The sequence below is a fragment of the Streptomyces sp. NPDC052036 genome (assembly GCF_040680495.1).
Classification (GTDB): domain Bacteria; phylum Actinomycetota; class Actinomycetes; order Streptomycetales; family Streptomycetaceae; genus Streptomyces.
Genome location: NZ_JBFAWW010000020.1, coordinates 1,106 through 25,186, shown reverse-complemented (window position 1 = coordinate 25,186; position 24,081 = coordinate 1,106). Strand labels below are relative to the sequence as shown.

Sequence of the window (24,081 nt, the reverse complement as noted above, 5' to 3'; positions counted from 1 at the left end):
ACGCGCACCCCGGCCACCGTACAGCCTGTGTTACTTGCCGTTCTTCCGCTCGGTCTCCTGCCGCTGCCGCTCCACGGCCGCCTTCACCAGGCCGGCGAACAGCGGGTGCGGCCGGGTCGGGCGGGAGCGCAGCTCGGGGTGGGCCTGCGTGGCCACCAGGTAAGGGTGCGCATCGCGCGGGTACTCGACGTACTCCACGAGCTTGCCGTCCGGCGAAGTGCCGGAGAACACGATGCCGGCCTTCTTCTCCAGCTCGGCCCGGTAGGAGTTGTTCACCTCGTAGCGGTGACGGTGGCGCTCCTCGACGTACTCCTTGCCGTCGTACACCTCACGCACGATCGACCCCTCGGCCAGCTTGGCCGGGTACATGCCGAGCCGCATGGTGCCGCCCATGTCGCCCTCGCCCGCGACGATGTCCATCTGCTCGGCCATCGTCGAGATGACCGGGTGGGCGGTGGCCGAGTCGAACTCGGTGGAGTTCGCGTCGGGGATGTCGGCGAGGTTGCGCGCGGCCTCGATCACGATGCACTGCAGACCGAGGCAGAGGCCGAGCAGCGGGATCTTGTTCTCGCGGGCGTAGCGGATGGCGCCGACCTTGCCGAGCACACCGCGGTCGCCGAAGCCGCCGGGGATGCAGATGCCGTCCACGTCGGCGAGCTGCGCCTTGGCCCCGGCCGGGGTCTTGCAGTCGTCGGAGGTGACCCACTTGATCTTCACGCGCGCCTTGTTGGCGAAGCCGCCCGCACGCAGCGCCTCGGTCACCGACAGATAGGCGTCGGGCAGGTCGATGTACTTGCCGACCAGCGCGAGGGTGATCTCGTCCGCGGGGTTGTGGACACGGTCGAGCAGGTCGTCCCAGGTCATCCAGTCCACGTCGCGGAAGGGCAGGTCCAGCTTGCGGACGACATAGGCGTCCAGGCCCTCGGAGTGGACGACCTTCGGGATGTCGTAGATCGAACGGGCGTCCGGGCAAGCGACCACGGCGGCCTCGTCGACGTCGCACATCAGCGAGATCTTGCGCTTGATGGCGGTCGGGACCTCGCGGTCGCAGCGCAGCACGATCGCGTCCGGCTGGATGCCGATGTTGCGCAGCGCGGCCACCGAGTGCTGGGTCGGCTTGGTCTTCAGCTCGCCGGAGGGGCCGATGTAGGGCAGCAGCGAGATGTGCACCACGAAGACGTTGTCGCGGCCGACCTCGTGGCGGACCTGGCGGACGGTCTCCAGGAACGGCAGCGACTCGATGTCGCCCACGGTGCCGCCGACCTCGGTGATCACGACGTCCACCTCGTCGGTGGCCATGCGCCGGATGCGGTGCTTGATCTCGTTGGTGATGTGCGGGATGACCTGGACCGTGTCGCCCAGGTACTCGCCGCGCCGCTCCTTGGCGATCACCGTCGAGTACACCTGGCCCGTGGTGACATTGGCGGAGCCGTCGAGGTCACGGTCGAGGAATCGCTCGTAGTGGCCGATGTCCAGGTCGGTCTCGGCACCGTCGTTGGTGACGAACACCTCACCGTGCTGGAAGGGGTTCATCGTGCCCGGGTCGACGTTCAGGTACGGGTCGAGCTTCTGCATCACGACGCGCAGGCCCCGTGCCTTGAGCAGCATGCCCAGGCTGGAGGCCGTCAGGCCCTTGCCGAGCGAAGAGGCGACACCCCCGGTGACGAAGATGTGCTTGGTCGTCGTGGCTGTGCTGTTTCGGAAAGCAGCGGGCGGCATGGCCAAGAGGGGGCTCCCGTGGTCGCGGTCTGGAATGCGGTCCGGCTCGCCTCCGAAGATGTCCGGCGGTGCCGTCGCTGCGGTTCGGGGGTTTCGTGCCCACCGGTCCACGGGCTACCAGCGTATCAGCGCCCGGAGGGGCCTGCTTCCGGCCACGCTTCGCGCACATGTGACCACGGACCCACCGCGGCCGCTCCCGCCTCACTCGTTCGGAGCCGTACCGTTGGCCGGACAGGCACGCGGACCATCCACGTGCGTCGTATCCTGCTCGGACATCACTGCCGAGCACTCCCGGCAAACGGCACCACCCCCGGCCGTCACCGGAACTACAACAGCTCGTCAGTTCGTTGAACATCGGCTGCTTCGTTTTCGAATGGGTCGGTGAACAACGCCTTTCTCACCGACCCCATGACCGCAAGAGCGACCGCCCCACCCGGGGCGACGTGGCCGTTCGACTGGAGTTGCATTGGCCGGGCGCATCGAAGACTACGCACTCATTGGAGACATGCAGACCGCGGCGCTGGTCTGCCGGGACGGCACCGTGGACTGGCTGTGCCTGCCCCGATTCGACTCCCATGCCGTCTTCGCGGGGCTGCTCGGCACAGAGGAACACGGCTTCTGGCGGCTGGGCCCGGCGCACGCGGCGGATATCGCGCCCCCGCCGGCCACCCGGCGCTCCTACCGCGGTGAGTCGCTGATCCTGGAGTCCGAGTGGGACACCCCGCGCGGCACGGTCCGAGTGACCGATTTCATGCCGCCGCGTGACGGCGCGCCCCAGGTGATCCGGATCGTGGAGGGCGTCACGGGCCGGGTGCCCATGCGTTCCGCGCTGCGGATGCGGTTCTCCTACGGGCGAGTGGTGCCCTGGGTGCACAAGCACGAAGGGCGCACGGTGGCCGTGGCCGGGCCCGACTCCGTGTGGTTCGACACCCAGGCCGAGACCTACGGCAAGGGGCTGACGACGTACGCGGACTTCACGGTCGCGCCGGGTGACCGGATCGCGTTCACCATCTCGTGGCAGCCCTCGCACCGGGAGCCGCCGTCGCTGCCCGAGCCCGAGCAAGCCCTGGAGGCGACCGAGGACTTCTGGCGTGAGTGGGTGGAGCACTGTACGTACCACGGTCCCTACCGCGAGGCCGTGGTCCGCTCCCTGATCACGCTCAAGGCCCTGACCTACGCCCCGACGGGCGGCATCGTGGCCGCGCCCACGACCTCGCTGCCCGAGGAGATCGGCGGCGTGCGCAACTGGGACTACCGGTACACCTGGCTGCGTGACGCCGCGATCACCCTCTCCTCCCTGCTGCGCACCGGCTACCGCGAGGAGGCGCGGGCCTGGCGTGAGTGGCTGCTGCGCGCCGTGGCGGGCGACCCCGAGAACCTGCAGATCATGTACGGTATCGCGGGCGAACGGGAGCTGGGCGAGGCCGAGCTGGACTGGCTGCCCGGCTACGAGGACTCCGCGCCGGTGCGCGTCGGCAACGGCGCCGCGCACCAGTTGCAGCTGGATGTGTACGGAGAGGTCACCGAGGCCCTGCATCTGGCCCATATGACGGGCCTCGCACGCAACGACTACGCCTCCCTGCTCCAGCTGAAGCTGATCCGCTATCTGGAGCAGCACTGGGACGAGCCGGACGAGGGCATCTGGGAGGTGCGCGGCCCCCGCCGCCACTTCGTGCACTCCAAGGTCATGGCCTGGGTCGCGGTGGACCGCACGATCAAGCTGATCGAGTCCGGGGACGCGGACGGCCCGCTGGAGAAGTGGCGCGAACTGCGCGACGACATCCACCGGGACGTGTGCGAGAAGGGCTACGACAAGGAGCGCAACACCTTCACCCAGTCCTACGGCTCCAGGGAACTGGACGCCTCGCTGCTGCTGATCCCGCAGATGGGCTTCCTGCCGCCGGACGACAAGCGGGTGATCGGCACGATCGAGGCGATCCAGCGCGAGCTGTCCACGCCCGACGGCTTCATCCTGCGCTACCCGACCTCGGGCGAGGAGGAGGGCGTGGACGGGCTGCCGGGTGACGAGGGCGCGTTCCTCGCCTGCTCGTTCTGGCTGGCCGACGACCTGGCGATGATCGGCCGTGTGGACGAGGCCCGCAAACTCTTCGAGAAGCTGCTCGCCCTGCGCAACGACCTGGGCCTGCTCGCCGAGGAGTGGGATCCGCGTCTGGAGCGCCAGGTCGGGAACTTCCCGCAGGCGTTCAGCCATGTGCCGCTGATCGACACGGCACTGCGGCTGACGGCGTCCGGGGCGTACGGGGGCTGAGTACGCGCCACCGGGCCGCGAGGCCGTCGCCTCGGGCGGCATCCCTCTTGAGGTCCCCCTCAGCGGACGGCTGAGGGGGACCTCGTGCGTCGGATCGAAGCGGCCGCTCAGGCGGGCGCGGGCGGCCAGGCCTGGGGTGAGAGCACTCCGTTGACGTAGGCGCGCGCCACCAGAGCCGTTCTGTTGGTGACGTTCCAGCGCCGGGACAGGCGTGCGAAGTGGTAGTTGACCCCGTCCGCAGTCAGGCCCACCTCGGTGGCGATACGGGTGCTCGTGAAGCCTGCGGCCGCCAGGGCGAGGATGCGTGCCTCGATGCCGCTGGTCTGTCCGGACGCCTGCGTCTGCGGGACCGGCGGGTCGGCGGGCTCCTCGAAGGCGCGCAGGACCAGCAGCAGATGGAGGGGACCGCCGGGGGCGTTGCCGACCACCACGTCGATGGTCATCTCGCCACGGCGTTCCGCGCCCGCGGCCGGGCGCCAGGTCACCTCGACCGGATACCGCGCCCGGCGGCGCAGCCGTAGGGCTTCCGAGAGGGGATCGAGCCGCCGCTCCGCCGTCGGACGGAAGAGGTCCAGGGCGCGGCGCCCGACGAGCCGGCCCGCGAGTGTGCCCCACTCCGCGGCCATGGCGCGGTTGGCGGAGAGGATGACACCCTCCGCGTCACAGAAGGCGACGGGCAGCGGAATGCGGTCGAACAGCGCTGTGGCCTGGTTGCGCCAGTAGACGGCATGGTCGGCGTCCGGCGCCGGCAGGGTGCCCGGCTCGCTCGGCTCGTCGCCCGTTCGACGCTCAGGGGTGTCCATCCTTCACTCCCGCCGCATGTACCTCAGATGTGGAGAGATGGCAAGCTCCAGCACACCGATACCTCTACAAGACTTTGTAGCACCGGCACGACCACACGCATCCCGACGGCCGCACGGTGGACAGGTGACGCTGCGGACGCCCAGGAGTGGCACCGGCTGCTGATCGCCGCCGGCCGCTCCGTCGAGGGCGTCCACCGCGGCTGACCCCCGGTCCCCGTGCGGGGAAGGCCGGCCGCCACCCCTTCCCCGCGCGGCGCAGCCGTCGCCGAGCCGAAGACCCGCCCGCAACCGAGAGAGTCGAGGTCACACCATGGCCACCATGCTTGCCGGCCGCCTCCGCCCGAAGACCTTGAGGTTCGCCGTCGAAGAGGTCCCCGTTCCCGTCCCCGGCCCCGGAGAGGTGCTGATCGAGGTCAAGGCCGCCGGTGTGTGCCTGTCCGACGTCCATCTGACCGACGGCAGTCTGAAGCCCTTCCGCCCCGTCGACGCCGTCACCCTGGGCCACGAGGTCGCCGGTGTCATCCACGCCCTCGGCCCGGGCCCGCTCGGCGACTGGACCCCGGGTATGCGCGTCGCCCTCCAGGCCGGCCAGTCGTGCGGCCACTGCGCCAACTGCGTACGCCGGCTGCGCCCCTGTCTCAAGACCATGACCCGTGGCCTGGACTACGACGGCGGCTGGGCCGAGTACGCCCTCGCCGTGAGGACACCCTCGCGCTCCTGCCCGACAACCTGGCCTTCGACCAGGCCGCCATCATCCCCGACGCCGTCTCCACCCCCTACGCGGCCATCGTGGAGACCGGCCAGGTCCGTCCCGCCCAGTCCGTGGGCATCTGGGGCGCGGGCGGTCTGGGCGCCCACGGCATCCGGCTCGCCCGGCTGGCCGGCGCCGCGCCGATCATCGCCGTCGAACCGCTGCCCAGCGCCCGCGAACGCGCGCTCGCCTTCGGCGCGGACCTCGCTCTCGACCCCGCCGACCCCGGCTTCACCGCGGCCGTGGACCGGGTCACGGGGGGCCTCGGCCTGGACGCGGCCTTCGACTTCGCCGGCGTTCCCGCCGTCCGGGAGCAGGCCGCGGGGGTCCTCGCCCGGGGCGGAGTGCTGGTCCTGGCCGGTCTCACCCCGATGCCGCTGACCATCACGGACGGCACCGGGTTCAGCTTCCGCCGCAACGAGGTCCGCGGCCACTACGGCTCCGGGCCTCAGTACGTCGAGCAGCTGATCCGCCTCGCCTCCACCGGCCGCCTCGACCTCGCACCCTCCATCACCGCCCACATCCCCCTCGCCGGGGCGGCCGACGCCGTGGCCCGGCTGGAGCGCAAGGAGGGCGACCCGATCCGCCTCGTGCTCATCCCCTAGGTCCTGCCGTCAAACTCCCGTCGTCCGCCCGGAGGGCGGGCCCTGCGGCGTCAGGTGCGTGCTCTCGGCGTGCCGCGCACAGGCCCTCGTACTGGATGTACTCGGGACTGTGCGGGGTGCGGCGGTGGGGGCACGCCCGCGCGAGCGAAGCCGAGCGTGGGGGAGCGTGCATGGCGTCGCGGGGCAGGCGGGAGTTTGACGACAGGGCCCAGGCCCCCACCGACAACGACCTCTGTCTGCTAGGAAACGACCTCCATGCACCACAAGCGCGCCGGCCGCCCTGCGGTAGGCCACCTGATCATCCCGAACCCCACCGTCCGCGCCGTGACCGTCCACCTGCTCACCCCGGTGCTGATGTGCCTCGGTATGGGCCTGGCCTACATCGGCGCCTTCCACGCACCGCAGGACCACACGCACGGGCTGAAGGTCGCCGTGGTCGGCGACTCGGCACACGACCGGCTGCTGGCCCAGGCGATCAAGGACAAGGCGGGCGACACGGTGGACGTCACCACCCTGCCCGACCGGGCCACGGCCAGACACCAGATCATGCACCGGGACCTGGTCGGCGCGTATGTGCCCAGCACCAAGCACCCCGAACTGATCGTCGCCGACGCCAACTCCAGCTCTTCCGCCACCGCGGCCCAGGACCTCTTCACCACGGTGGCCGCCCAGCAGGGCGACCCGCTGAAGGTCGTGGACCTGTCCCGGCTGGCCGACGGCGACCCCGGCAATCAGGGCCTGTTCTACGTGCTGATCGCGCTGTCCATCGGGTCCAACATCTCCGCCATCACCATCAGCACGGCCGGTGCCGCGCTCTCCGTGTGGGTCCGGGCCGCCATCGGCGTCGGCACCGCGCTGGTGGTGAGTGCCATCGGAGCGGTGCTGGCCGGTCCGGCCTTCCACATAGTGGATCACGATCTGTGGGGGGTGTGGGCCATGGCCTGGCTGTACACGACGGGCGCCCTCATCATCGGCGTCGGACTCCACACGTTCCTCAAGCGCTTCACGATGCCGGCCCTGATGGTGCTGTTCATCATGCTCAACTTCACCAGCAGCGGCGGTGTCTTCGAACCCGAGCTGCAGAGCGGCTTCTTCGGCGCGCTGCACGCCTTCTGGAACGGCGCCGGCTTCGTCGAAGGTGCCCGCAGCCTGCTCTACTTCCCCTCGGCGGCGCTGGGCGGCCGGATCCTCTCCCTCGTGCTCTGGCTGGTCGCGGGCCTGCTGCTGCTGACCGCCGCCGCGGCAACCGAACGGCGCGGCACGCCTGCCCCGGTGCATCTGCGCGGGCCGGAGGCGGACGTCGAGGAGGAGATGAGCGGAGCCCTCGCGGTGTGAGCACCCGGGCGGCCGAGCGGGACCGGCGCGCCGGGTCCGCCTAGGCTGAAGGGAGTTCTGTCCCCCTGCGGGAAGGGGGCTCGCCGCCATGGCTCCCCTTACGAAGGCGCGCACGGCGCTCGCCGCTCTTCGCGCGCGCCTGGAGGGCGAGGTCCTCGCTCCCGGGGATCACGGCTACGACGAGGCCCGGGCCGTCTTCAACGCGATGATCGACCGCCGTCCGGCCGTCATCGCGCAGTGCGCGGGCGAGGCGGACGTCATCCGGGCGGTGCGCTTCGCCCGGGACCTCGATCTGAAGATCGCGATCCACGGCGGCGGCCACAGTATGGCGGGCATGGCGGTCAACGACAACGGGCTGGTGGTGGACCTGCGCCGGATGCACCGGGTCACGGTCCGCCCCGGGTCCGCGTCGGTACGGGTCGAGGGCGGCGCCCTGATGAGCCACCTGGACCGCGCCACCCAGCCGCACGGTCTCGCGACCACCGGCGGCCGGGTCTCCACCACCGGTGTCGGCGGCTTTGTGCTCGGTGGCGGAACCGGCTGGCTGGACCGGGCCTTCGGGCTCGCCGTCGACAATCTGCTCGGGGTGGAGCTGGTGACCTCGGACGGCACCCCGGTCCTCGCGACCGCCGACGAGCATCCCGAGCTGTTCTGGGCGCTGCACGGCGGCGGCGGGAACTTCGGCGTCGCCACCGCGCTCACCCTCCAGCTGCACGCGCTGCCCGTGTTCTCGATCGCCCTGCTGATGTTCCCGCCCGAGCGGGGCCCGGAGGCGGTCCGCGCCTACCGCGACCTCCTCGCCACCGGCCCGCCGCAGGCGGGGGGCGCCGTGCTGTACGTGACCGGGCCGCCTGCCCCGTTCGTTCCCGAGCATCTGGTGGGGACGCTGCTGTGCGGTGTGCTGGTCACCTACGCCGGCGACGAGGACGGGCTGCGCGGGTTCGCCCGGCCGCTGCTGGCGCTGCCGCACGAGTCCGAGGTCGTCGCCACAATGCCGTACGCCGACGCGCAGCGCCTGCTCGACGCTCCGCCCGGACTGCGCAACCACTGGTCGGTCGAGTACGTGCGCGCCCTGCCCGACGCACTGGTCGACGCCTTCTGCGCCCGCGCCCCCTCGATGCCCGTCCCCTCCGCCTGTCAGCAGGTGCTGTTCCCGCAGGGCGGCGCGATCGCCGCCGGACCCGCCGAGTATCCGGTCCCCTACCGGGACGCGCCCTGGGCCGTGCATCCGCTCGGTGTCTGGGCAGACCCGGCGGACGACGAGCGGGCCGTGCGGTGGGTGCGGGACGTGCGCGCCGACGCCCGGCCCTGGAGCACCGGGGCGGTCTATCTCAACTTCATCGGGGACGAGGGCAGGGACCGGGTGGTGGCCGGCCTCGGCACCGAGCACCTCAACCGGCTGGCACGGGTCAAACGCCAGTACGACCCGGACAACGTGTTCCGCTACAACCACAACATCCAGCCCCTGTGAACCGGGCGCACGACCGCCCGGCCGAGGCCCCCGGTGCGCCCGGGGCGTCCGCGCGGGTAGCGTCACGGCATGGACAGCCGTTTCGACCCCCAGGGGCCCCAGGGCGCCGGAATCACCGTGCAGCGGGCGCTGGAGCTGCCCGGGCTGCGCAGCGGGCTGCCGGAGGTGCTCGCCGGCGCCGACCGGTTGCACCGCACGGTGCGCTGGGTGCACGCGGGCGAGGTCCCGAACATCGCCTCGCTGCTGAAGGGCGGCGAACTCCTGCTGACCACGGGCTATGGCCTCGGCACCCGCCCCGCCGACCAGCGCGCGTTCGTCCGCACCCTGGCCGAGCGCGGCATCGCGGCCCTGGTGGTGGAGCTGGGCCCGCGTTTCACCCGGCTGCCCGCCGCCCTGGTGGAGACGGCCCGCGCCGCCGGGCTGCCGCTCGTCCAGCTGCACCGCGAGGTGCCGTTCGTGACGGTCACCGAGGAGATCCACACCGAGATCGTCAATGGGCACTACGCGCTGCTCCAGCGGGCCGACGAGGTGCACCGCCGGTGCACGGAGGCGCTGCTCTGCGGGGGCGGGGTGCCGCAGGTCCTGCAGATCCTGGCCGACTTCGGCGGCAACCCGGTGTTCCTGGAGACCGCCGACGGCCGGCTGCTCTACGCCGCCGGGACCGGGCCCGCGGACACGGATCCGCTCCAGGTGTGGGAGGGACTGCGCGGACAGCACAAGGACACGCCCCCGGCGGGCACCGTCATCGTGGACGTGCCGGGCGGCGGACCCGGCACGGGCTCGGTCCGGGCCCGGCTGGTGCTGCTGCCGGTCGCCGCGCCGGTGGCGCCGGTGCACCGGATCGCCGCCGAGCGGGCCGCGGGCAGCCTCGCGGTGGTGCTGATGCAGGCCCGGCAGGAGGAGGAGTTGGCGGCGCGCGGGCGCGGCGACTTCCTCACCGACCTCGCCGAGGGCCGGATCACCGCCGAGGACGCGCCCGCGCAGGCCCGGGTGCTCGGCTTCAAGCCGGGCGGCGGCCCGCTGCTGCCGGTGGTGATGCGGCTGGCGGACGGCCCCGCGCCGGGCGGCGGGGGCTGGGCGGTGCTGGCGCGGGCGGTCGCGGAGGAGCTGGGTTCGGTGGGCGTGCCGGTCCTGCTCGGGGTGCGGCCGGTGGAGGGCCGGGTGCCGCTGCTGCTGGGTCTGCGTTCGGAGTCGGAGCGTTCCGCGGTGGCCGACCGGGTGGCCGCGGCGCTGCGGGCCGGGGTGGAACGGGCCGGTATGCAGCGGCCGGGCGCCCGGCCGCCGGTCGTGGTGGTCGGGGTGGCGGGCGGCTGGGCGGCGGCGTCGGCCGGGCTGCGGCACGCGGCGGAGACCGCCACTGCGGCGCAGGGACTTCCGGAGCGTCCCTGGCACGACGCCCGGCGCCTCGACATCGACCTTCTGCTGTGGCGGCTGCGCGACCATCCGGACCTGGCGGCCTTCGTGGACCGCGCGATCGGTCCGCTGCGCGACCACGACCACCGCTCCCGGCCGCCGCTACTGCCCACGCTGGAGACGTATCTCGCGCACGCGGGCCGCAAGGCCGAGACGGCCCGCGAGCTGCATCTGAACCGGCAGACCCTCTACAACCGGCTCGCCCGGATCGGGGAGTTGCTGGGCACTGACCTCGACGACCCGCAGACGGTCCAGGCCCTGAGCCTGGCCCTGCGGGCGCGCCGGCACGTGCCTCAGGGGTAGGCACGGCGGCAGGGGGACCGGGGCCCTACGGGTAGGGGCGTACCTGCGTCAACTCGTCGTAGACGCTCAGCACCTGGGCCACGGTCTCGTCCTCGGTGGGCCAAGCCGCGGCCTGCCGGGTGCCCTTGTCCCGCAGCAGCTCACGGCGCGCCGGGTCGTCGAGGAGACGTACGACGGCGGTGGCGAGCGCCTGGGCGTCTCCGTAGGGGACGAGTTCGGCCGCGTCGCCGACGAGTTCGCGGATACCGCCGACGGCGGTGGCGACAAGCGGCACGCGCGCGTGCAGGGCCTCCTGCGCGAGCACCGACCGGGACTCCCAGCTGCTGGGCAGCAGGGCCAGATCGGCGGCGGCGAGCAGTTCGCCGACGTCCTCACGCCGCCCGACCAGCCGCACCGGCAGCTCCTCGTCGTCGATGCGCCGTTGCAGCACCGTCCGCAGCGGCCCCTCCCCCGCGACGACGACCAGGGGCACCGGGTCGAGGCGGCGCCAGGCGCGGGAGGCGTCGAGCAGCACGTCGTATCCGCGGTACCGCTCCAGGGAGCCGACCGCCATCAGCAACGGCCGGTCCGTCGCGCCCAGTTCGGCCAGGGTCTTGGAGCGCAGCCGCTCGGGTTCGTCGTCCTCGGGGGACATCCGGGCTGCCGGCAGGGCGACGGCGGCGAGCCGGGCGTCCCGCGCGCCGCGGCGGCGAGCCCGGTCGACCAGGTCCGAGGACGTCCCGAGGACGACGGTCGCGGCCCTGGCCACCCGTCGCTCCAGCAAGCGCCTGAGACGGGCGCGCGCACCCTCGGCGTGCGCCCGCGTGTGCCAGGTGACCACGAAGGGGGTACGCCGCCCGCCGAGCGCGAGCGCGGCGCGCAAGCCCGCGTGCAGTCCGTGCGCGTGCACCAGGTCCGCATCGGCGCAGACGCTGCGCAGTGCGGTCAGGGAGGCGGGATCCGTGGTGCGGGGCACGGGGACGTGCTGGGCGCCGACGCCGGTGAAATCGTAGGTGCGCTCGGCCTCAAGGGGGGCGCACACGGTCACGTGTACGCCCCTGGCGACGAGGCCCGCGGCCAGCGACCGCACATGGGCGCTGCTGCCGGCACTGCCCCCGCCGAGCACCTGCACGGTGCGCAGCGGCGTCCGGCCGTGCGCTGAGTGGCTGCTCGCGAGGCTCACGTGGCCGGGGCTCCTGGTTCGGCATCGGGCGGTCACGAAGAAACGTACAGAAGGATCGCGCGGTGGGTGTGGACCGCGCGAGGTGCTCCGCGGATGGCTCAAGCATGCCAGGGAGCGGGGGTGGTGCGGCACCGGCGGAGGGCCGCGACGACGGCGGACCGAGCCGCCGGGGGCGCGCCCGGTCACTCCCCCGGGTGAGGGCGCGGGGCGGGCTCAGGTGGTGTGCGCGGACGCCATGACCGTGGTGGGCCCGGGTGAGGCGGTTCCCCAGGTCCGCGCCGCCTCGGTCACCTTGTCCCCGAACGCGGCCGCGGCGACGAACGCCGCCGCATGGGCGAGGAGCCCGGCCCGGCCTCCCGTCCGCTCGACGCGGTCCAGGCGGGGAGATCCCCAGCCGACGGCCACGGCGGCCCCGAGGGCGGCGCCCAGGGCATGGGCCCCGGTGTCCCCGAGCATCGCCCGCTCGCCCAGATCGTCGGGCAGCACTGCGGCGGCGGCCCCCAGCACGGCGGCGCACAGCTCCCCGCCCGCTCCCGCGCGCAGCAGCCCCGGAGCGCCGAGGGCGAGGACTGTCCCGGCGGCCCGCCCCGGCCGCACATCCACGAGGTTGACGAAGTGCGCGGCTCCCGCGATCACCACACCCGCGAGCGCCTTGTCCAGCGGCCGCCGCTGGAGCACGGCACCCGCGGCGAGCGCCGCCGCGGAGATCCCGAACAGCTTCACCGTGCCGCTGGTGACCTCGCCGTCCCGCAGGGCCGACAGATGCGCCCGGAACCCGCGCCGGGGGTCCCCGGCGCCGACGACGTCGTCGTAGGCGCCGCAGGCACCGGCGGCGAGCACGGCGAGTCCGGCCGCCGGATGGACCCGCCCCGCGCCGAGCGCCACGGCCACGGCCGACGCGGGCCCGGCATGGAGCTCGACGGTCCGCCCCGCGTGGTTCGTCCGCTCCCAGCGGCCGGGCCCGCCCGGCGCCAGGGCGCGCAGGGCGGTGGCCGCGGCGCGGGTGACGGCCGCGGCGCGGACGAACGAGACGGTCCTGCGGGAACGCATGATCATCCCGTCACCCTACGGGAGCCGCCGGGCAGCACTAGCCGTCCGCCCGCGCCGTCGCGAGCAGCTCCTCCGCGTGCGCCCGGGCGGTCTCGGAGTCCTCCTGGCCCGCCAGCATCCGGGACAGCTCGCGGATGCGGTCCTCGCCCTCCAGCACCTTCACGCCCGACCGGGTCACCGACCCGTCGTTCGTCTTCTCCACCAGCAGCTGCCGGTCGGCGAACGCCGCCACCTGCGGCAGATGGGTGACGACCACGACCTGCGCGGTCTTCGCGAGGCGGGCCAGGCGCCGCCCGATCTCGACCGCCGCCCTGCCGCCGACGCCCGCGTCGACCTCGTCGAAGAGGTACGTGGGCACGGGGTCCGTCCCCGCGAACACGACCTCGACCGCGAGCATCACCCGGGACAGCTCACCGCCCGAGGCGCCCTTGGCGATGGGCCGCGGCGGCGCGCCCGGGTGCGGCGCGAGCAGCAGCTCGACCTCGTCGACGCCCGACGGCCCGTACGCGACCGTACGCCCGCCGACCTCGACGCCGTCGGGGTCGTCCGTCTGCCGGATCTCGAACGACACGCGCGCGTGCGGCATGGCGAGCGAGGCCAGCTCGGCGGTGACGGCGGCGGCGAACCGCTCGGCGGCCTCCGTCCTCGCGTCGGTCAGCGCCTGGGCGAGCGCGCCCAGTTCGGCGCGCAGCCCGTCCCGTTCGGCGGTCAGCTCCTCGATCCGGTCGTCGTCGCCGTCGAGTTCGGTCAGCCGCGCGGCGCTCTGCTCGGCCCAGGCGAGCACGGCGCCCACGTCCTCGCCGTACTTCCGGGTCAGCGTGGTGAGGGCGGCCCGCCGCTCCTCCACGACCGCCAGCCGCAGCGGATCGGCGTCCAGGTCGTCGGCGTATCCGGCCAGCTCTCCCGCCACATCGCCCAGCAGGATCCCGATCTCCCCGATCCGGTCGGCGAGCCCCGCCAGCGCCGGATCGTGCGACCGCACCGCCTCCAGGGCCCGGTGCGCGCCCGCGACCAGGGTGGCCGCGTCCACGCCCTCGGGGTCCTCGGGATTGCCCGCGAGCGCCGCGTGCGCGGCGCTCGCCGCCGACGCGAGCGCCTCCGCGTGCCCGAGCCGCTCGGCCTCCTCGGCCAGCTCCACGTCCTCGCCGGCCCGCGGCTCCACGGCCGCGATCTCGTCGAGTCCGAAGCGCAGCATGTCGGCTTCCTGCGCCCGCTCCCGGGCCCGCGTGGTGATCTCCTCCAGCTCGGCCCAGACGGCCCGCAGCCGCCGGTAGGCCTCCCCGTACTTGGCGAGCGGAGTGGCGACGGCGTCACCGGCGTACCGGTCGAGCGCCTGCCGCTGCCGCGACAGCTTCAGCAGGCCCTGCTGGTCGGTCTGCCCGTGCACGGCGATCAGCTCTTCGGCCAGCTCCGCCAGTACCCCGACGGGCACGGAGCGCCCGCCGAGGTGGGCCCGCGAGCGTCCCTCGGCGGAGACGGTACGGCTGATCAGCAGCGCCCCGTCGTCCAGCTCGGCCCCGGCCTCTTCGGCGCGTACGGCGGCGGAGGCGTCCGGGGGCAGGGCGATCCGCCCCTCGACGACCGCGTTCTTCGCGCCGATCCGTACGAGCGCCGGGTCCGCGCGCCCGCCGAGCAGCAGACCGAGGCTGGTGACGACCATGGTCTTGCCCGCACCCGTCTCACCGGTCACGGCGGTGAAGCCGGGTGACAGCTCGACGACCGCGTCGTCGATGACTCCGAGCGACCGTATCCGCATCTCCTCCAACACGGAGAAGACCATACGAGGTCGGGCCGGGGATGTGCGAGCGGCCCCGTCACCCCGGAGGGGGACACCGCGCTCCCGCATACCCGGCCCGCGCCCCCTTAGTGAGGCGCTCCCCGCCACCCGGACACGGGCAGGGCGAACTTCGCCACGAGCCGGTCGGTGAACGAGGCGTGGTGCAGCCGGGCCAGCCGTACCGGCACCGCTCCCCGCCGCACCTCGACCCGCGCCCCCTGGGGCAGCTCCACCGTGCGTCGCCCGTCGCACCACAGCACCCCGTGCGGGGTGTCCGGCTGCACCTCCACAGCGAGCACGGAGTCGGGCGAGGTCACCAGCGGCTTGGCGAACAGGGCGTGCGCGCTGATCGGCACCATGAGCAGGGCCTCCACCTCGGGCCACACCACGGGCCCGCCCGCGGAGAAGGCGTACGCGGTGGATCCGGTCGGGGTGGCGCACACGATGCCGTCACAGCCGAACCCGGTCACGGGCCGGCCGTCGATCTCCAGGACGACCTCCAGGAGCTTCTCGGCGGAGACCTTCTGCACGGCCGCCTCGTTGAGCGCCCAGTCGGTGTGCACGATGTCGCCGTTCTTGTGCACGACGACGTCGACGGTCATGCGCTCCTCGACCTCGTACGCCTTCATCACCACCCGGTCGACGACCCGGTCGAGGTCGTCCCGCTCGGCCTCGGCGAGGAAGCCGACCCGGCCCAGGTTGATACCGAGCATCGGCACCCCGGAGGCGCGGGCGAACTCGGCGCCCCGCAGCAGGGTTCCGTCACCGCCGAGCACGATGAGCAGTTCGCACCCGTCGAGGCACTGCGGAGTGGCCTCCTTGACCAGCTGCACCTCGTCCGACAGCGGCAGGTCCGCCGCCTCGGCCTCCAGGACCCGTACGCCGATCCCGCACCGCACGAGACCCTTGACCACCAGCTCGGCGCTGCGAATGGCCGCGGGCCGCCCGGTGTGGGCGAGCAGGAAAACAGTACGAGCTGAGTTCTGTGTCAACGCGGCCCCTCCGCCACTGCACGGTCAACATCGGCCGGGTCCAGGGCGGGTGCCCCGGCTCGCAGCCACAGAAAGTACTCGACGTTGCCCGAGGGTCCGGGCAGGGGGCTGGCCGTCACGCCCAGTACGCCGAGCCCCAGCTCCGCGGCCCGCTCGGCCACCCCGCGCACCGCCTCGGCGCGCAGCTCGGGGCTGCGCACCACACCCCCGCTGCCCAGCCGTTCCTTCCCCACCTCGAACTGAGGCTTGACCATCATCACCAGATCGGCATCCGGCTTCGTGCACCGCACCAGGGCGGGCAGCACCAGTCCGAGCGGGATGAAGGACAGATCTCCGACGACAAGATCCACAGGTTCCCCATCGATCGCTTCGAGCGTCAACTCCCGTACGTTCGTACGGTCCTTGACGGTGACGCGTTCATCGCTCTGGAGAGACCAGGCCAACTGTCCGTACCCGACGTCGACGGCGACGACCTGGGCGGCGCCCGCGCGCAGCAGGACGTCGGTGAAGCCTCCTGTGGACGCGCCGGCGTCCAGCGCCCGCCGTCCCCCGACCGTCAGCCCCCGGGGCACGAAGGCCTCCAGCGCGCCCGCCAGCTTGTGGCCGCCCCGGGACACGTACTCGGGATCGCTGTCGTCCTGCACGACGACGATGGCGGCCGCGGTCTCCACCTGCGTGGCGGGCTTGGTCGCGACGGTCTTGCCGACAGTGACCCGGCCCGCGGCGATCAGCTGGCTCGCGTGCTCGCGCGAGCGCGCGAGCTTCCGGCGGACCAGCTCCGCGTCGAGACGGCGGCGTGCCACTCCTGCCACGTTCGGTTCAGCTCCTGTTCTCGTACGGTCATCCGACTGGTGCGACCCGAAGGGTCTCATTGAGGGGCGGTGCCCGGGTGACGGGCGGGAACCGGAGGTCCCGGGCGGGCGTCGAGTGCGGTGAGCACGTCACGCAGCCCCTCGTGTACATCCTCGTACACCTCGACATGGCCGTCCGTGGCGAGGTGGTCGGCGTCGGCCAGCCGCTCCAGCCGGGCGTCGACCTCGGCGTTGCCGGTGGGGGTCCGGTCCACGTGCAGCGGGGCCGGGGCGGCCGGGTCGTGCTCGCGGCCGGCCGCGGGTTCCACCGAGGCTTCGGTCGCGGGGTCGGCCTGCGCCGCTGCCGCCTCCGCCGCGGTCACAGAGTCGTTCATGCCCCGACGCTACCTCGTGGCGCTGAGGTACCGTCGCTCACGATGGCCACGATTGAGGAGTGCCGTACGGCACTCGAAAAGTTTTCGGACAACCTGGCGGGCGCGGACGGGGACGTACGCGCGGCCGCAGCCCTGGACCGCTCGCTCAGCTGCCGCATCACCGACCTGGACGTCACCTTCGTCGGCCGGCTCCAGGACGGCCGGATCCGGGTGCTCGACACACTCCAGGGACCGCCGCCCGACAAGGCCCAGATCAGGCTGACGATGACCGGCGACGACCTGGTGGCGATGGTCGACGGCGAGCTGCACTTCGCGAAGGCGTGGGCCTCGGGCCGGGTGAAGCTGGAGGCGGCCCTGCTGGATCTGCTGCGCCTCAGGAAGCTCCTCTAGCCGCCCCGGCGGCCGGAGGCCGCCTGCCCGGCGCCCGCAGCGGCTCAGGCGACCTCCTCGGCCGTGACGCGCGCACGTGCCCGGCGGGCCGCGGGGACCACCAGCGGGGTGCCGGTCTCCGGGTCGTCGATGACCTGGCAGCGCAGCCCGAAGACCTTCTCGACCAGCTCCGCCGTGACGATGTCCTTCGGTGCGCCCTCGGCGACGACCTCGCCGCCGCGCAGGGCGATGAGATGGGTGGCGTAGCGCGCCGCGTGGTTGAGGTCGTGCAGCACCGCGACCAGCGTCCGCCCCTGCGTCTCGTGCAGTTCGGCACACAGGTCGAGCACGTCGATCTGGTGCTGGATGTCGAGATAGGTGGTCGGCTCGTCGAGCAGCAGCAGCGGGGTCTGCTGGGCGAGCGCCATGGCGATCCACACGCGCTGCCGCTGGCCCCCGGAGAGTTCGTCGACGTAGCGGTCGGCGAGTTCGGCGACCCCGGTCTGCGCCATCGACTCCCGGACCACCCGCTCGTCCTCGCCGGACCACTGGCGCAGGATCCCCTGGTGCGGATAGCGCCCGCGGGCCACCAGGTCGCCGACGGTGATCCCGTCCGGCGCGATCGAGGACTGCGGCAGCAGACCCAGGGTCCGTGCGACCTTCTTCGCCGGCATCGACTGGATGACCTGGCCGTCCAGCAGCACCTGCCCCTCGGACGGCTTGAGCATCCGGGACAGAGCCCGCAGCAGGGTGGACTTGCCGCAGGCGTTGGGTCCGACGATCACGGTGAAGGAGTTGTCGGGGATCTCCACGGACAACCCCTCGGCGATCACGCGCCGGTCGTAGGCGAGGGTGACGTCGTCGGCGGAGAGGCGGTTCACGGTGCTCCTTGTGTCGTTCGTTTCGGGTCCGTCCAGGGCGCTCGGGGCACTCATACGCGACCCGCCCGGCGCTCGGTGACCAGCAGCCACAGCAGATAGAGACCGCCCAGGACCCCGGTGACCACGCCCACGGGCAACTGGTCGGCACCGAAGGCCCGCTGCGCGGCCCAGTCCGCGACGATCAGCACAGTGGCGCCCATGACCATCGAGGCCACGAGGTTCGGGCCGGGCGAGCGGGTCAGCCGACGGGCGAGCTGCGGCGCGGTGAGCGCCACGAATCCGACCGGGCCCGCGGCGGCGGTGGCTCCCGCGGTGAGCAGCACCGCGGACACCATCAGCAGCACCCGTACGCGCTGGACGCGCACCCCGAGGGCGTACGCGACGTCGTCGCCCATCTCCGTCATCCGCAGCCCCCGGGACTGACCGAGGACGAGCGGTACGAGGACGGCGCACAGCGCGAGCAGCGGCCACACCTGGTCCCAGTCACGCCCGTTGAGGGAACCGGTCATCCAGACGACCGCGCGGGCGGCGTCGACGAGGTCGGCCTTCACGAGCAGATAGCCGTTGGCCGCGGTGACGACGGCACTGACGCCGATGCCGACCAGGACCAGCCGGTAGCCGTGTACGCCCTGCTTCCAGGCCAGCAGATAGATGGCGAACCCCGTGGCCAGTCCGCCGACGAGCGCGCCGAGGGCGACCTGCGTGGCGCTGCCGGAGAAAACCACGATCACCACGAGCGCCCCGGCCGTCGAGCCCTGCCCGAGGCCGAGCACGTCCGGACTGCCCAGCGGATTGCGGGAGATGGACTGGAACAGGGCGCCGCCGAGCCCCAGTGAGGCACCGACCAGCAGACCGACGAGCACGCGGGGCAGCCGAAGTTCGGTGACGATGAACTCCTGGCCCGGGTTGCCGCCCCCGAACAGCGTCTTGACGACGTCGCCGGCGGGGATCGAGAAGTCGCCGGTGCCGATCAGCAGAACGCTCGCGGCAAGCGCGGCGGCCAGCAGCAGGAGGACGACGGTGAGCGCCCGGACGTCGAGACGTGCGGAGGGCCCGCCCGGGGTGCGCAGGGTACGGGTGGTCTTCACAGCTGTGCCGTCCTGCGTCGTCGTACGAGGAAGATGAAGACCGGGCCGCCGATGATCGCGGTCACGATGCCGACCTGGAGCTCGGCGGGCCGGGCGACGATACGGCCGATGACGTCGGAGCCGAGCAGCAGCACGGGCGACAGAACGGTCGCGTACGGCAGGATCCAGCGCAGGTCGGGGCCGGTGAAGGACCGTACGGCGTGCGGGACCATCAGCCCGACGAACACGATCGGGCCGCAGGCCGCGGTCGCCGCACCGCACAGCACGGTCGCGGCGGCCATGGCCAGGGCACGGGTGCGGTGGAGACCCGCGCCGAGGGCGCGTGCGGTGTCGTCGCCCATCGCCACGACGTTCAGCGGCCGGGCGAGGCCCAGCGCGAGGGCCGCGCCGACCACGAGGAAGGGCAGGACCTGCCGGATGGTCCCGTCGGTGGCCGAGGCCAGCGAACCGACCGTCCAGAAACGCATCTTGCCGAGCGCCGCATCGTCCGTGATCATCACGGCCTGGAGATAGCCGTAGAGCGCCGCGCTGATGGCGGTCCCCGCGAGCGCGAGCCGCACCGGGGTGGCGCCCCGGCTGCCGCCTAGGAACCACACCAGGGCGCCGACGGCAGCCGCGCCGAAGAAGGCGAACCAGACATAGCCGCTCAGGCTCGTGACGCCGAAGTAGGTGATGGCGGTGACGACCGCGGCGGACGCGCCCGCGTTGATGCCGAGGAGCCCCGGGTCGGCCAGCGGATTGCGGGTGAGCGCCTGGAGGACGGCACCGGACAGGCCGAGCGCGGAGCCGGCCAGCAGTCCGAGCACCGTCCGCGAGAGCCGGTCGCCGACGACCACGTCGGCATAGGTGCCCGAGTCGTGGAACAGACCGTGCCAGACCTGCTGTGGCGAGAGCCCCTTCGCCCCGACCGCGATGCTCGCCAGGACGACGAGCGCCAGGATCACCAGTGAGAGCAGGAGCCCAAAGGACCGTATCGCCCGGCGGGTTGGGGGCGCGGGGGCGGTCTCCGCGCGCGGTTCAGGAGGACTGTCGACCAACACGAGGTTAGGTTAGCCTACCCTCACTATTCACTGGGGGGCCGCCCTCCCGACTCACAACCCCAAGCGCGCCAGCGCCTTCGCCCCGTCCAACTCGCACGCGCCCTCGCCGGCCGCCGTCCAGGCCGCCGCGCACAGCGCCCGCAGCCCGTCCACGGCCTCGCCGTCGCCCGTCAGTTCCAGCCTTTCCTGCCCCGCAAGCACCGTCCAGCCACCGCAGCGGAAACCGTCGCCCGCGGCCTCCACCTCCGGCTGACCGGTCAGCAACCCCCGCAGGTCCGCGTCGACATACGTCGGCCGGTGGTGCACGGGAGCTGCCAGCAGCTGGGCGCCGTCGGTCACCCCGGTCAGCACGAGCAGCGAGTCCACCTCGCCGTTGAACGCGCCCTCGATGTCCGTGTCGAGCCGGTCCCCGACCACCAGCGGCCGCCGGGCGCCGGTCCGCAGGATCGTCTCGCGGTGCATCGGCGGCAGCGGCTTGCCCGCCACCTGCGGCTCGGCACCGGTCGCGATCCTGACGACCTCCACGGCCGCCCCGTTTCCCGGTGCGATGCCGCGCGCGCTCGGAATCGTGAGATCGGTGTTGGACGCGAACCAGGGCACCCCGCGTGCGATGGCGTAACACGCCTCGGCGAACCGCCCCCAGGCCAGCTCGGGCCCGCCGTACCCCTGCACCACGGCGACCGGATCGTCGTCGGCCGACTCCACGGGCACGAGCCCGCGCTCCCGCAGCGCGACGCGCAGCCCCTCACCGCCGACCACCAGCACCCGCGACCCGCCGGGCACCTGCTCACTGATCAGCCGGGCGACCGCCTGCGCCGAGGTGACGACGTCCGACGCCTCGGCCGGTATCCCCAGCTCGGTGAGGTGCGCGGCCACCGCGTCCGGCGTACGCAGCGCGTTGTTCGTCACGTACGCCAGATGCATGCCGCCCGATCGAGCGGTCCCGAGCGACTCGACGGCGTGCGCGATCGCCCGCCCGCCCGCGTACACCACCCCGTCCAGGTCGAGCAGCGCCGTGTCGTACGCCTCGCTCATGGGGCGCGCACTGCCCTCGGGCCGCGTCCTGACGGTCTGGCTCATTGCACATCGCTCCTCGTTCGCTCGTTTCCCCGATCATCCCCCACGGCACTGACACACTTACGATGCACCAATGAACACTGCAGGTCCCAGGGACGTACCGGCGGGCAAGGGCCTTGAACTGACCCCTTTCCGGGGCCTGCGCTACGACCCCGATCGAGTCGGCAGCCTCGCGGCCGTCACCTCCCCGCCGTACGACGTCGTCGTGCGCCCGGACGGGCTGCTGCACCTGGAATCGGCGGATCCGCACAACATCGTCCGTCTGATCCTGCCCCAGGCGGCCACCCCGGCGGCACGCAACAAGCAGGCGGCCCACACCCTGCGCCGCTGGCTCGACGAGGGCGTCCTCAGAGCCGACGCCGAACCCGGTCTCTACGTCTACGAGCAGCGCGGCAACGGTCTGGTCCAGCGCGGCGTGATCGGCGCGCTGCGCGTGTCGCAGCCCTCGGACGGTGTGGTCCTCCCCCATGAGGACGTGATGCCGCATGTGATCGCCGACCGTGCGGCCCTGATGCGCGCGACTTCAGCCAACCTCGAACCCCTGCTGCTGACCTACCGGGGCAGCGGAGCCGCGACCGGCGCGGGAGCCGTCATCGAACGCACCGCCGAACGTTCACCACTGCTGCGCACCACCACGGAGGACGGCTTCAGCCATCGCCTGTGGGCGGTCACGGATCCGGCCGAGGTCGCCGAGATCCAGTCGGAGCTGGCCCAGCACCAGGCCCTCATCGCCGACGGCCACCATCGCTGGGCGACGTATCTGCGTCTACGCGCGGAGCACGGCTCCCCCAGCCCCTGGGACTACGGTCTGGTCCTCCTGGTGGACACCGCCCGCTACCCCCTCCGGGTGCGCGCGATCCACCGTCTCCTGCACCGTCTTCCGGTCGCCGACGCCCTGTCCGCCCTCACCGGCCTGTTCCGCGTCCGCGACCTGGACGTCCCCCTGTCCGGGGCCCTGGACGCGCTGGCCGAGGCGGCCGGCCACGGCAACGCCTATCTGCTGGCGGGCGACGGCGCCTTCTATCTCGTGGACCGGCCGTCCCCGGAACTGCTGGCCCGTACGGTGCCCGCGGACCCGCCGGAGGCGTGGCGCACCCTGGACGCGACCGTCCTGCACCGGACGCTGCTGGAACACCTCTGGCGCATCCCCGAGGACTCGCCGGAGCACATCGCCTACATCCATGACACGGCCGCCACGGTCGAGAAGGCCGAGCGCATCGGCGGCACGGCCGTGCTGATGCACCCGGTCCGCGAGGAGGTCGTACGCGAGCTGGCCCGCCAGGGCGTGACGATGCCCCGCAAGTCGACGTCGTTCGGTCCGAAGCCGGCGTCGGGGCTGGTCCTGCGGACACTGACCGCCTGAGGCACCCCGGAGACACAAAGGGGCGGAATCCCTCTCGGATCCCGCCCCTGTCGGTGTGCGAAGGTCAGCCCCGGTCGCCGGCGCCGTGCTCGGTGCCTTCCTCGGCGTCCTCGGCGTCCTCGGCGTCCGCGGCGTCCGCGGCGTCCGCGGTCGACGGCTCGGAGGAGGATCCGTCGCCGTCGTCCTCGCCGAGACCGGCCTCGTTCTTGTCCTCGTCGTCCACCGTCTCGTCGAGCGCGTCGACGAATTCCACGCCGTCCAGCTCGGCGAGCCGGTCGGAGGCGTCCGTGCTGCCGTCCTTGTCGGACTCGACGGCCTTGGCGAACCACTCGCGTGCCTCGCTCTCCCGCCCGGCGGCGAGGAGGGCATCGGCGTACGCGTACCGCAGCCGCGCGGTCCACGGCTGCACGGAGTTGGACGCCAGCTCCGGGCTCTGCAGCGTCACGATGGCGGCGTCGAGCTGCCCCATGTCACGGCGCGCACCGGCAGCCACGAGCCGCATCTCGACCTGACCGGCCTTGTCCAGCTTGTGCACCTCGGGCGCACCGGCCATGTCCAGCGCCTTCTCGGGCCGGCCGAGGCCGCGCTCGCAGTCCGCCATGACGGGCCACAGATCGATGTTCCCGGTCATCCGCCGGGCCGCCCGGAACTCGGCGAGCGCCTCGCCGTACTTCTGGTTGGCGTACGCGGCGAAACCGGCGGCCTCACGCACGGCAGCGACACGGGACGCGAGCCGCAGCGCCACCTTCGAGTAGGCGTACGCGCCCTCGGGGTCCTCGTCGATGAGCCTGGCCACCATCACCAGGTTCCTGGCGACGTCCTCCGCGAGGGTCTTGGGCAGGCTCTGCAGCTCCTGCCGTACGTCCTTGTCGATCTCGTCGCCGGTGACGTCCTCGGGGATCGGCAGCCGCTTGATCGGCTCCCGGTCACGATCCCGCTCGTCACGGAACCGGCCGCCGCCGCGACGGTCGTCACGCCGGTCGTCGCGCCGGTCGTCACGGCCTCGGAAGCCGCCGGGACGGCCGCCTCGGTCGTCGCGACGGGGGCCGCGCGCGCCACGGTCGTCACGGCGAGGGTAGCCGCCGCGGTCATCACGGCGAGGGTAGCCGCCGCGGTCATCACGCCGGTCATCACGCCGGTCATCACGCCGGTCATCACGCCGGTCATCACGCCGGTCATCGCGCCTGTCGTCGCGGCGGTCGTCACGCCGGAAACCACCCCGGTCGCCATGCTCGCCGCCACGGCGGTCATCTCGTCGGTCGTCACGGCGGGGGTAGCCGCCGCGGTCATCACGCCGGTCATCGCGCCTGTCGTCGCGGCGGTCGTCACGACGGAAACCACCCCGGTCGCCATGCTCGCCGCCACGGCGGTCATCTCGTCGGTCGTCACGGCGGGGGTAGCCGCCGCGGTCATCACGCCGGTCATCG

Annotated in this window: 19 protein-coding genes and 2 pseudogenes; 8 read left to right on the top strand and 13 right to left on the bottom strand. The window is 72.8% G+C overall.

Annotated features, from left to right (window positions below; all coding sequences use genetic code 11):
* Positions 1-30 precede the first annotated feature (30 nt).
* Positions 31-1,719 carry a CTP synthase gene (locus AB0L95_RS25665; protein WP_365164936.1) on the bottom strand — a complete coding sequence of 563 codons (1,689 nt, stop codon included), beginning with the start codon at positions 1,717-1,719 and terminating at the stop codon, positions 31-33.
* Between the two features lie 466 nt (positions 1,720-2,185).
* Between AB0L95_RS25665 and AB0L95_RS25660 the strand changes: the two genes are divergently transcribed.
* The gene (locus tag AB0L95_RS25660; protein ID WP_365164933.1) at positions 2,186-3,988 is read left to right on the top strand and encodes a glycoside hydrolase family 15 protein; all 1,803 of its coding nucleotides are present in this window, start codon (positions 2,186-2,188) and stop codon (positions 3,986-3,988) included.
* A gap of 107 nt (positions 3,989-4,095) precedes the next feature.
* Here the strand turns inward: AB0L95_RS25660 and AB0L95_RS25655 are convergent, their stop codons facing one another.
* The gene (locus tag AB0L95_RS25655) at positions 4,096-4,791 is read right to left on the bottom strand and encodes a PAS domain-containing protein (protein WP_365164930.1); all 696 of its coding nucleotides are present in this window, start codon (positions 4,789-4,791) and stop codon (positions 4,096-4,098) included.
* Positions 4,792-5,101: 310 nt separating this feature from the next.
* Here AB0L95_RS25655 and AB0L95_RS25650 point away from each other — a divergent pair.
* The 4 genes and pseudogenes from AB0L95_RS25650 (at position 5,102) to AB0L95_RS25635 (ending at position 10,669) form a co-directional block, all read left to right on the top strand.
* A pseudogene (locus AB0L95_RS25650) lies at positions 5,102-6,147 on the top strand (zinc-binding dehydrogenase).
* Positions 6,148-6,402: 255 nt separating this feature from the next.
* Positions 6,403-7,482, top strand: coding sequence for a hypothetical protein (locus AB0L95_RS25645; RefSeq protein WP_365164927.1), 1,080 nt, complete (start codon positions 6,403-6,405; stop codon positions 7,480-7,482).
* Positions 7,483-7,570: 88 nt separating this feature from the next.
* Positions 7,571-8,953 (top strand): FAD-binding oxidoreductase, encoded by a 1,383-nt coding sequence (locus tag AB0L95_RS25640; RefSeq protein WP_365164925.1) that lies wholly within the window; start codon positions 7,571-7,573, stop codon positions 8,951-8,953.
* Positions 8,954-9,022: 69 nt separating this feature from the next.
* Positions 9,023-10,669, top strand: a complete 1,647-nt coding sequence (locus AB0L95_RS25635) for a PucR family transcriptional regulator (RefSeq protein ID WP_365164923.1) — start codon at positions 9,023-9,025, stop codon at positions 10,667-10,669.
* A gap of 25 nt (positions 10,670-10,694) precedes the next feature.
* Here AB0L95_RS25635 and AB0L95_RS25630 read toward each other — a convergent pair whose 3' ends face one another.
* The 6 genes from AB0L95_RS25630 to AB0L95_RS25605 all read right to left on the bottom strand — a co-directional run bounded on the left by AB0L95_RS25630 (position 10,695) and on the right by AB0L95_RS25605 (position 16,836).
* A complete protein-coding gene (locus tag AB0L95_RS25630; RefSeq protein WP_365164921.1) occupies positions 10,695-11,831 on the bottom strand; it encodes a glycosyltransferase family 4 protein in 1,137 nt (378 codons plus the stop codon).
* 213 nt (positions 11,832-12,044) lie between these two features.
* Complete coding sequence (locus AB0L95_RS25625) at positions 12,045-12,887, bottom strand: hypothetical protein (RefSeq protein ID WP_365164919.1); 843 nt, start codon at positions 12,885-12,887, stop codon at positions 12,045-12,047.
* A gap of 31 nt (positions 12,888-12,918) precedes the next feature.
* A complete protein-coding gene (gene recN, locus AB0L95_RS25620) occupies positions 12,919-14,661 on the bottom strand; it encodes a DNA repair protein RecN (RefSeq protein WP_365164917.1) in 1,743 nt (580 codons plus the stop codon).
* A gap of 83 nt (positions 14,662-14,744) precedes the next feature.
* Entirely contained in the window at positions 14,745-15,650 is a 906-nt protein-coding gene (locus AB0L95_RS25615; RefSeq protein WP_365164915.1) for an NAD kinase, read from the bottom strand.
* Positions 15,647-16,462 carry a TlyA family RNA methyltransferase gene (locus tag AB0L95_RS25610; RefSeq protein WP_365164913.1) on the bottom strand — a complete coding sequence of 272 codons (816 nt, stop codon included), beginning with the start codon at positions 16,460-16,462 and terminating at the stop codon, positions 15,647-15,649. The genes AB0L95_RS25615 and AB0L95_RS25610 overlap by 4 nt, the downstream gene beginning before the upstream one ends.
* 56 nt (positions 16,463-16,518) lie before the next feature.
* Positions 16,519-16,836: a hypothetical protein gene (locus AB0L95_RS25605; protein WP_365164911.1), complete on the bottom strand. Its 318-nt coding sequence runs from the start codon at positions 16,834-16,836 to the stop codon at positions 16,519-16,521.
* A 42-nt stretch (positions 16,837-16,878) separates the two neighbouring features.
* Here AB0L95_RS25605 and AB0L95_RS25600 point away from each other — a divergent pair, with 42 nt between their 5' ends.
* Complete coding sequence (locus AB0L95_RS25600; protein ID WP_365164909.1) at positions 16,879-17,226, top strand: SCP2 sterol-binding domain-containing protein; 348 nt, start codon at positions 16,879-16,881, stop codon at positions 17,224-17,226.
* A gap of 44 nt (positions 17,227-17,270) precedes the next feature.
* On the opposite strand, the gene AB0L95_RS25595 is transcribed toward AB0L95_RS25600, so the two are convergent.
* The 4 genes from AB0L95_RS25595 to AB0L95_RS25580 are packed head-to-tail and all read right to left on the bottom strand — an operon-like array spanning position 17,271 to position 21,294.
* Positions 17,271-18,140 (bottom strand): ABC transporter ATP-binding protein, encoded by an 870-nt coding sequence (locus tag AB0L95_RS25595; RefSeq protein ID WP_365164907.1) that lies wholly within the window; start codon positions 18,138-18,140, stop codon positions 17,271-17,273.
* Positions 18,137-19,174, bottom strand: coding sequence for an iron chelate uptake ABC transporter family permease subunit (locus tag AB0L95_RS25590; protein ID WP_365164905.1), 1,038 nt, complete (start codon positions 19,172-19,174; stop codon positions 18,137-18,139). Before AB0L95_RS25590 ends, AB0L95_RS25595 begins: the two co-directional genes overlap by 4 nt.
* A complete protein-coding gene (locus AB0L95_RS25585; protein ID WP_365164903.1) occupies positions 19,171-20,214 on the bottom strand; it encodes an iron chelate uptake ABC transporter family permease subunit in 1,044 nt (347 codons plus the stop codon). Before AB0L95_RS25585 ends, AB0L95_RS25590 begins: the two co-directional genes overlap by 4 nt.
* A gap of 51 nt (positions 20,215-20,265) precedes the next feature.
* On the bottom strand, positions 20,266-21,294 hold the full coding sequence (locus AB0L95_RS25580; RefSeq protein ID WP_365164901.1) for an HAD hydrolase-like protein: 1,029 nt from the start codon (positions 21,292-21,294) through the stop codon (positions 20,266-20,268).
* Between the two features lie 70 nt (positions 21,295-21,364).
* On the opposite strand from AB0L95_RS25580, the gene AB0L95_RS25575 reads away from it, so the two are divergent.
* The gene (locus AB0L95_RS25575) at positions 21,365-22,654 is read left to right on the top strand and encodes a DUF1015 domain-containing protein (protein WP_365164898.1); all 1,290 of its coding nucleotides are present in this window, start codon (positions 21,365-21,367) and stop codon (positions 22,652-22,654) included.
* 64 nt (positions 22,655-22,718) lie between these two features.
* On the opposite strand, the gene AB0L95_RS25570 is transcribed toward AB0L95_RS25575, so the two are convergent.
* The gene (locus AB0L95_RS25570; protein WP_365165179.1) at positions 22,719-23,561 is read right to left on the bottom strand and encodes a hypothetical protein; all 843 of its coding nucleotides are present in this window, start codon (positions 23,559-23,561) and stop codon (positions 22,719-22,721) included.
* A gap of 321 nt (positions 23,562-23,882) precedes the next feature.
* On the opposite strand from AB0L95_RS25570, the pseudogene AB0L95_RS25565 reads away from it, so the two are divergent.
* Positions 23,883-24,081, top strand: a pseudogene (locus AB0L95_RS25565) (hypothetical protein); the annotation flags it as partial.

Excerpts from the sequence above, each read along its gene's own strand:
- AB0L95_RS25635 (WP_365164923.1), top strand. The coding sequence starts at position 9,023 with ATGGACAGCCGTTTCGACCCCCAGGGGCCCCAGGGCGCCGGAATCACC.
- AB0L95_RS25575 (WP_365164898.1), top strand. The coding sequence starts at position 21,365 with ATGAACACTGCAGGTCCCAGGGACGTACCGGCGGGCAAGGGCCTTGAA.
- AB0L95_RS25655 (WP_365164930.1), bottom strand. The coding sequence starts at position 4,791 with ATGGACACCCCTGAGCGTCGAACGGGCGACGAGCCGAGCGAGCCGGGC.
- AB0L95_RS25595 (WP_365164907.1), bottom strand. The coding sequence starts at position 18,140 with ATGAGTGCCCCGAGCGCCCTGGACGGACCCGAAACGAACGACACAAGG.
- AB0L95_RS25600 (WP_365164909.1), top strand. The coding sequence starts at position 16,879 with ATGGCCACGATTGAGGAGTGCCGTACGGCACTCGAAAAGTTTTCGGAC.
- AB0L95_RS25640 (WP_365164925.1), top strand. The coding sequence starts at position 7,571 with ATGGCTCCCCTTACGAAGGCGCGCACGGCGCTCGCCGCTCTTCGCGCG.
- recN (WP_365164917.1), bottom strand. The coding sequence starts at position 14,661 with ATGGTCTTCTCCGTGTTGGAGGAGATGCGGATACGGTCGCTCGGAGTC.
- AB0L95_RS25605 (WP_365164911.1), bottom strand. The coding sequence starts at position 16,836 with ATGAACGACTCTGTGACCGCGGCGGAGGCGGCAGCGGCGCAGGCCGAC.
- AB0L95_RS25580 (WP_365164901.1), bottom strand. The coding sequence starts at position 21,294 with ATGAGCCAGACCGTCAGGACGCGGCCCGAGGGCAGTGCGCGCCCCATG.
- AB0L95_RS25645 (WP_365164927.1), top strand. The coding sequence starts at position 6,403 with ATGCACCACAAGCGCGCCGGCCGCCCTGCGGTAGGCCACCTGATCATC.
- AB0L95_RS25665 (WP_365164936.1), bottom strand. The coding sequence starts at position 1,719 with ATGCCGCCCGCTGCTTTCCGAAACAGCACAGCCACGACGACCAAGCAC.
- AB0L95_RS25625 (WP_365164919.1), bottom strand. The coding sequence starts at position 12,887 with ATGATCATGCGTTCCCGCAGGACCGTCTCGTTCGTCCGCGCCGCGGCC.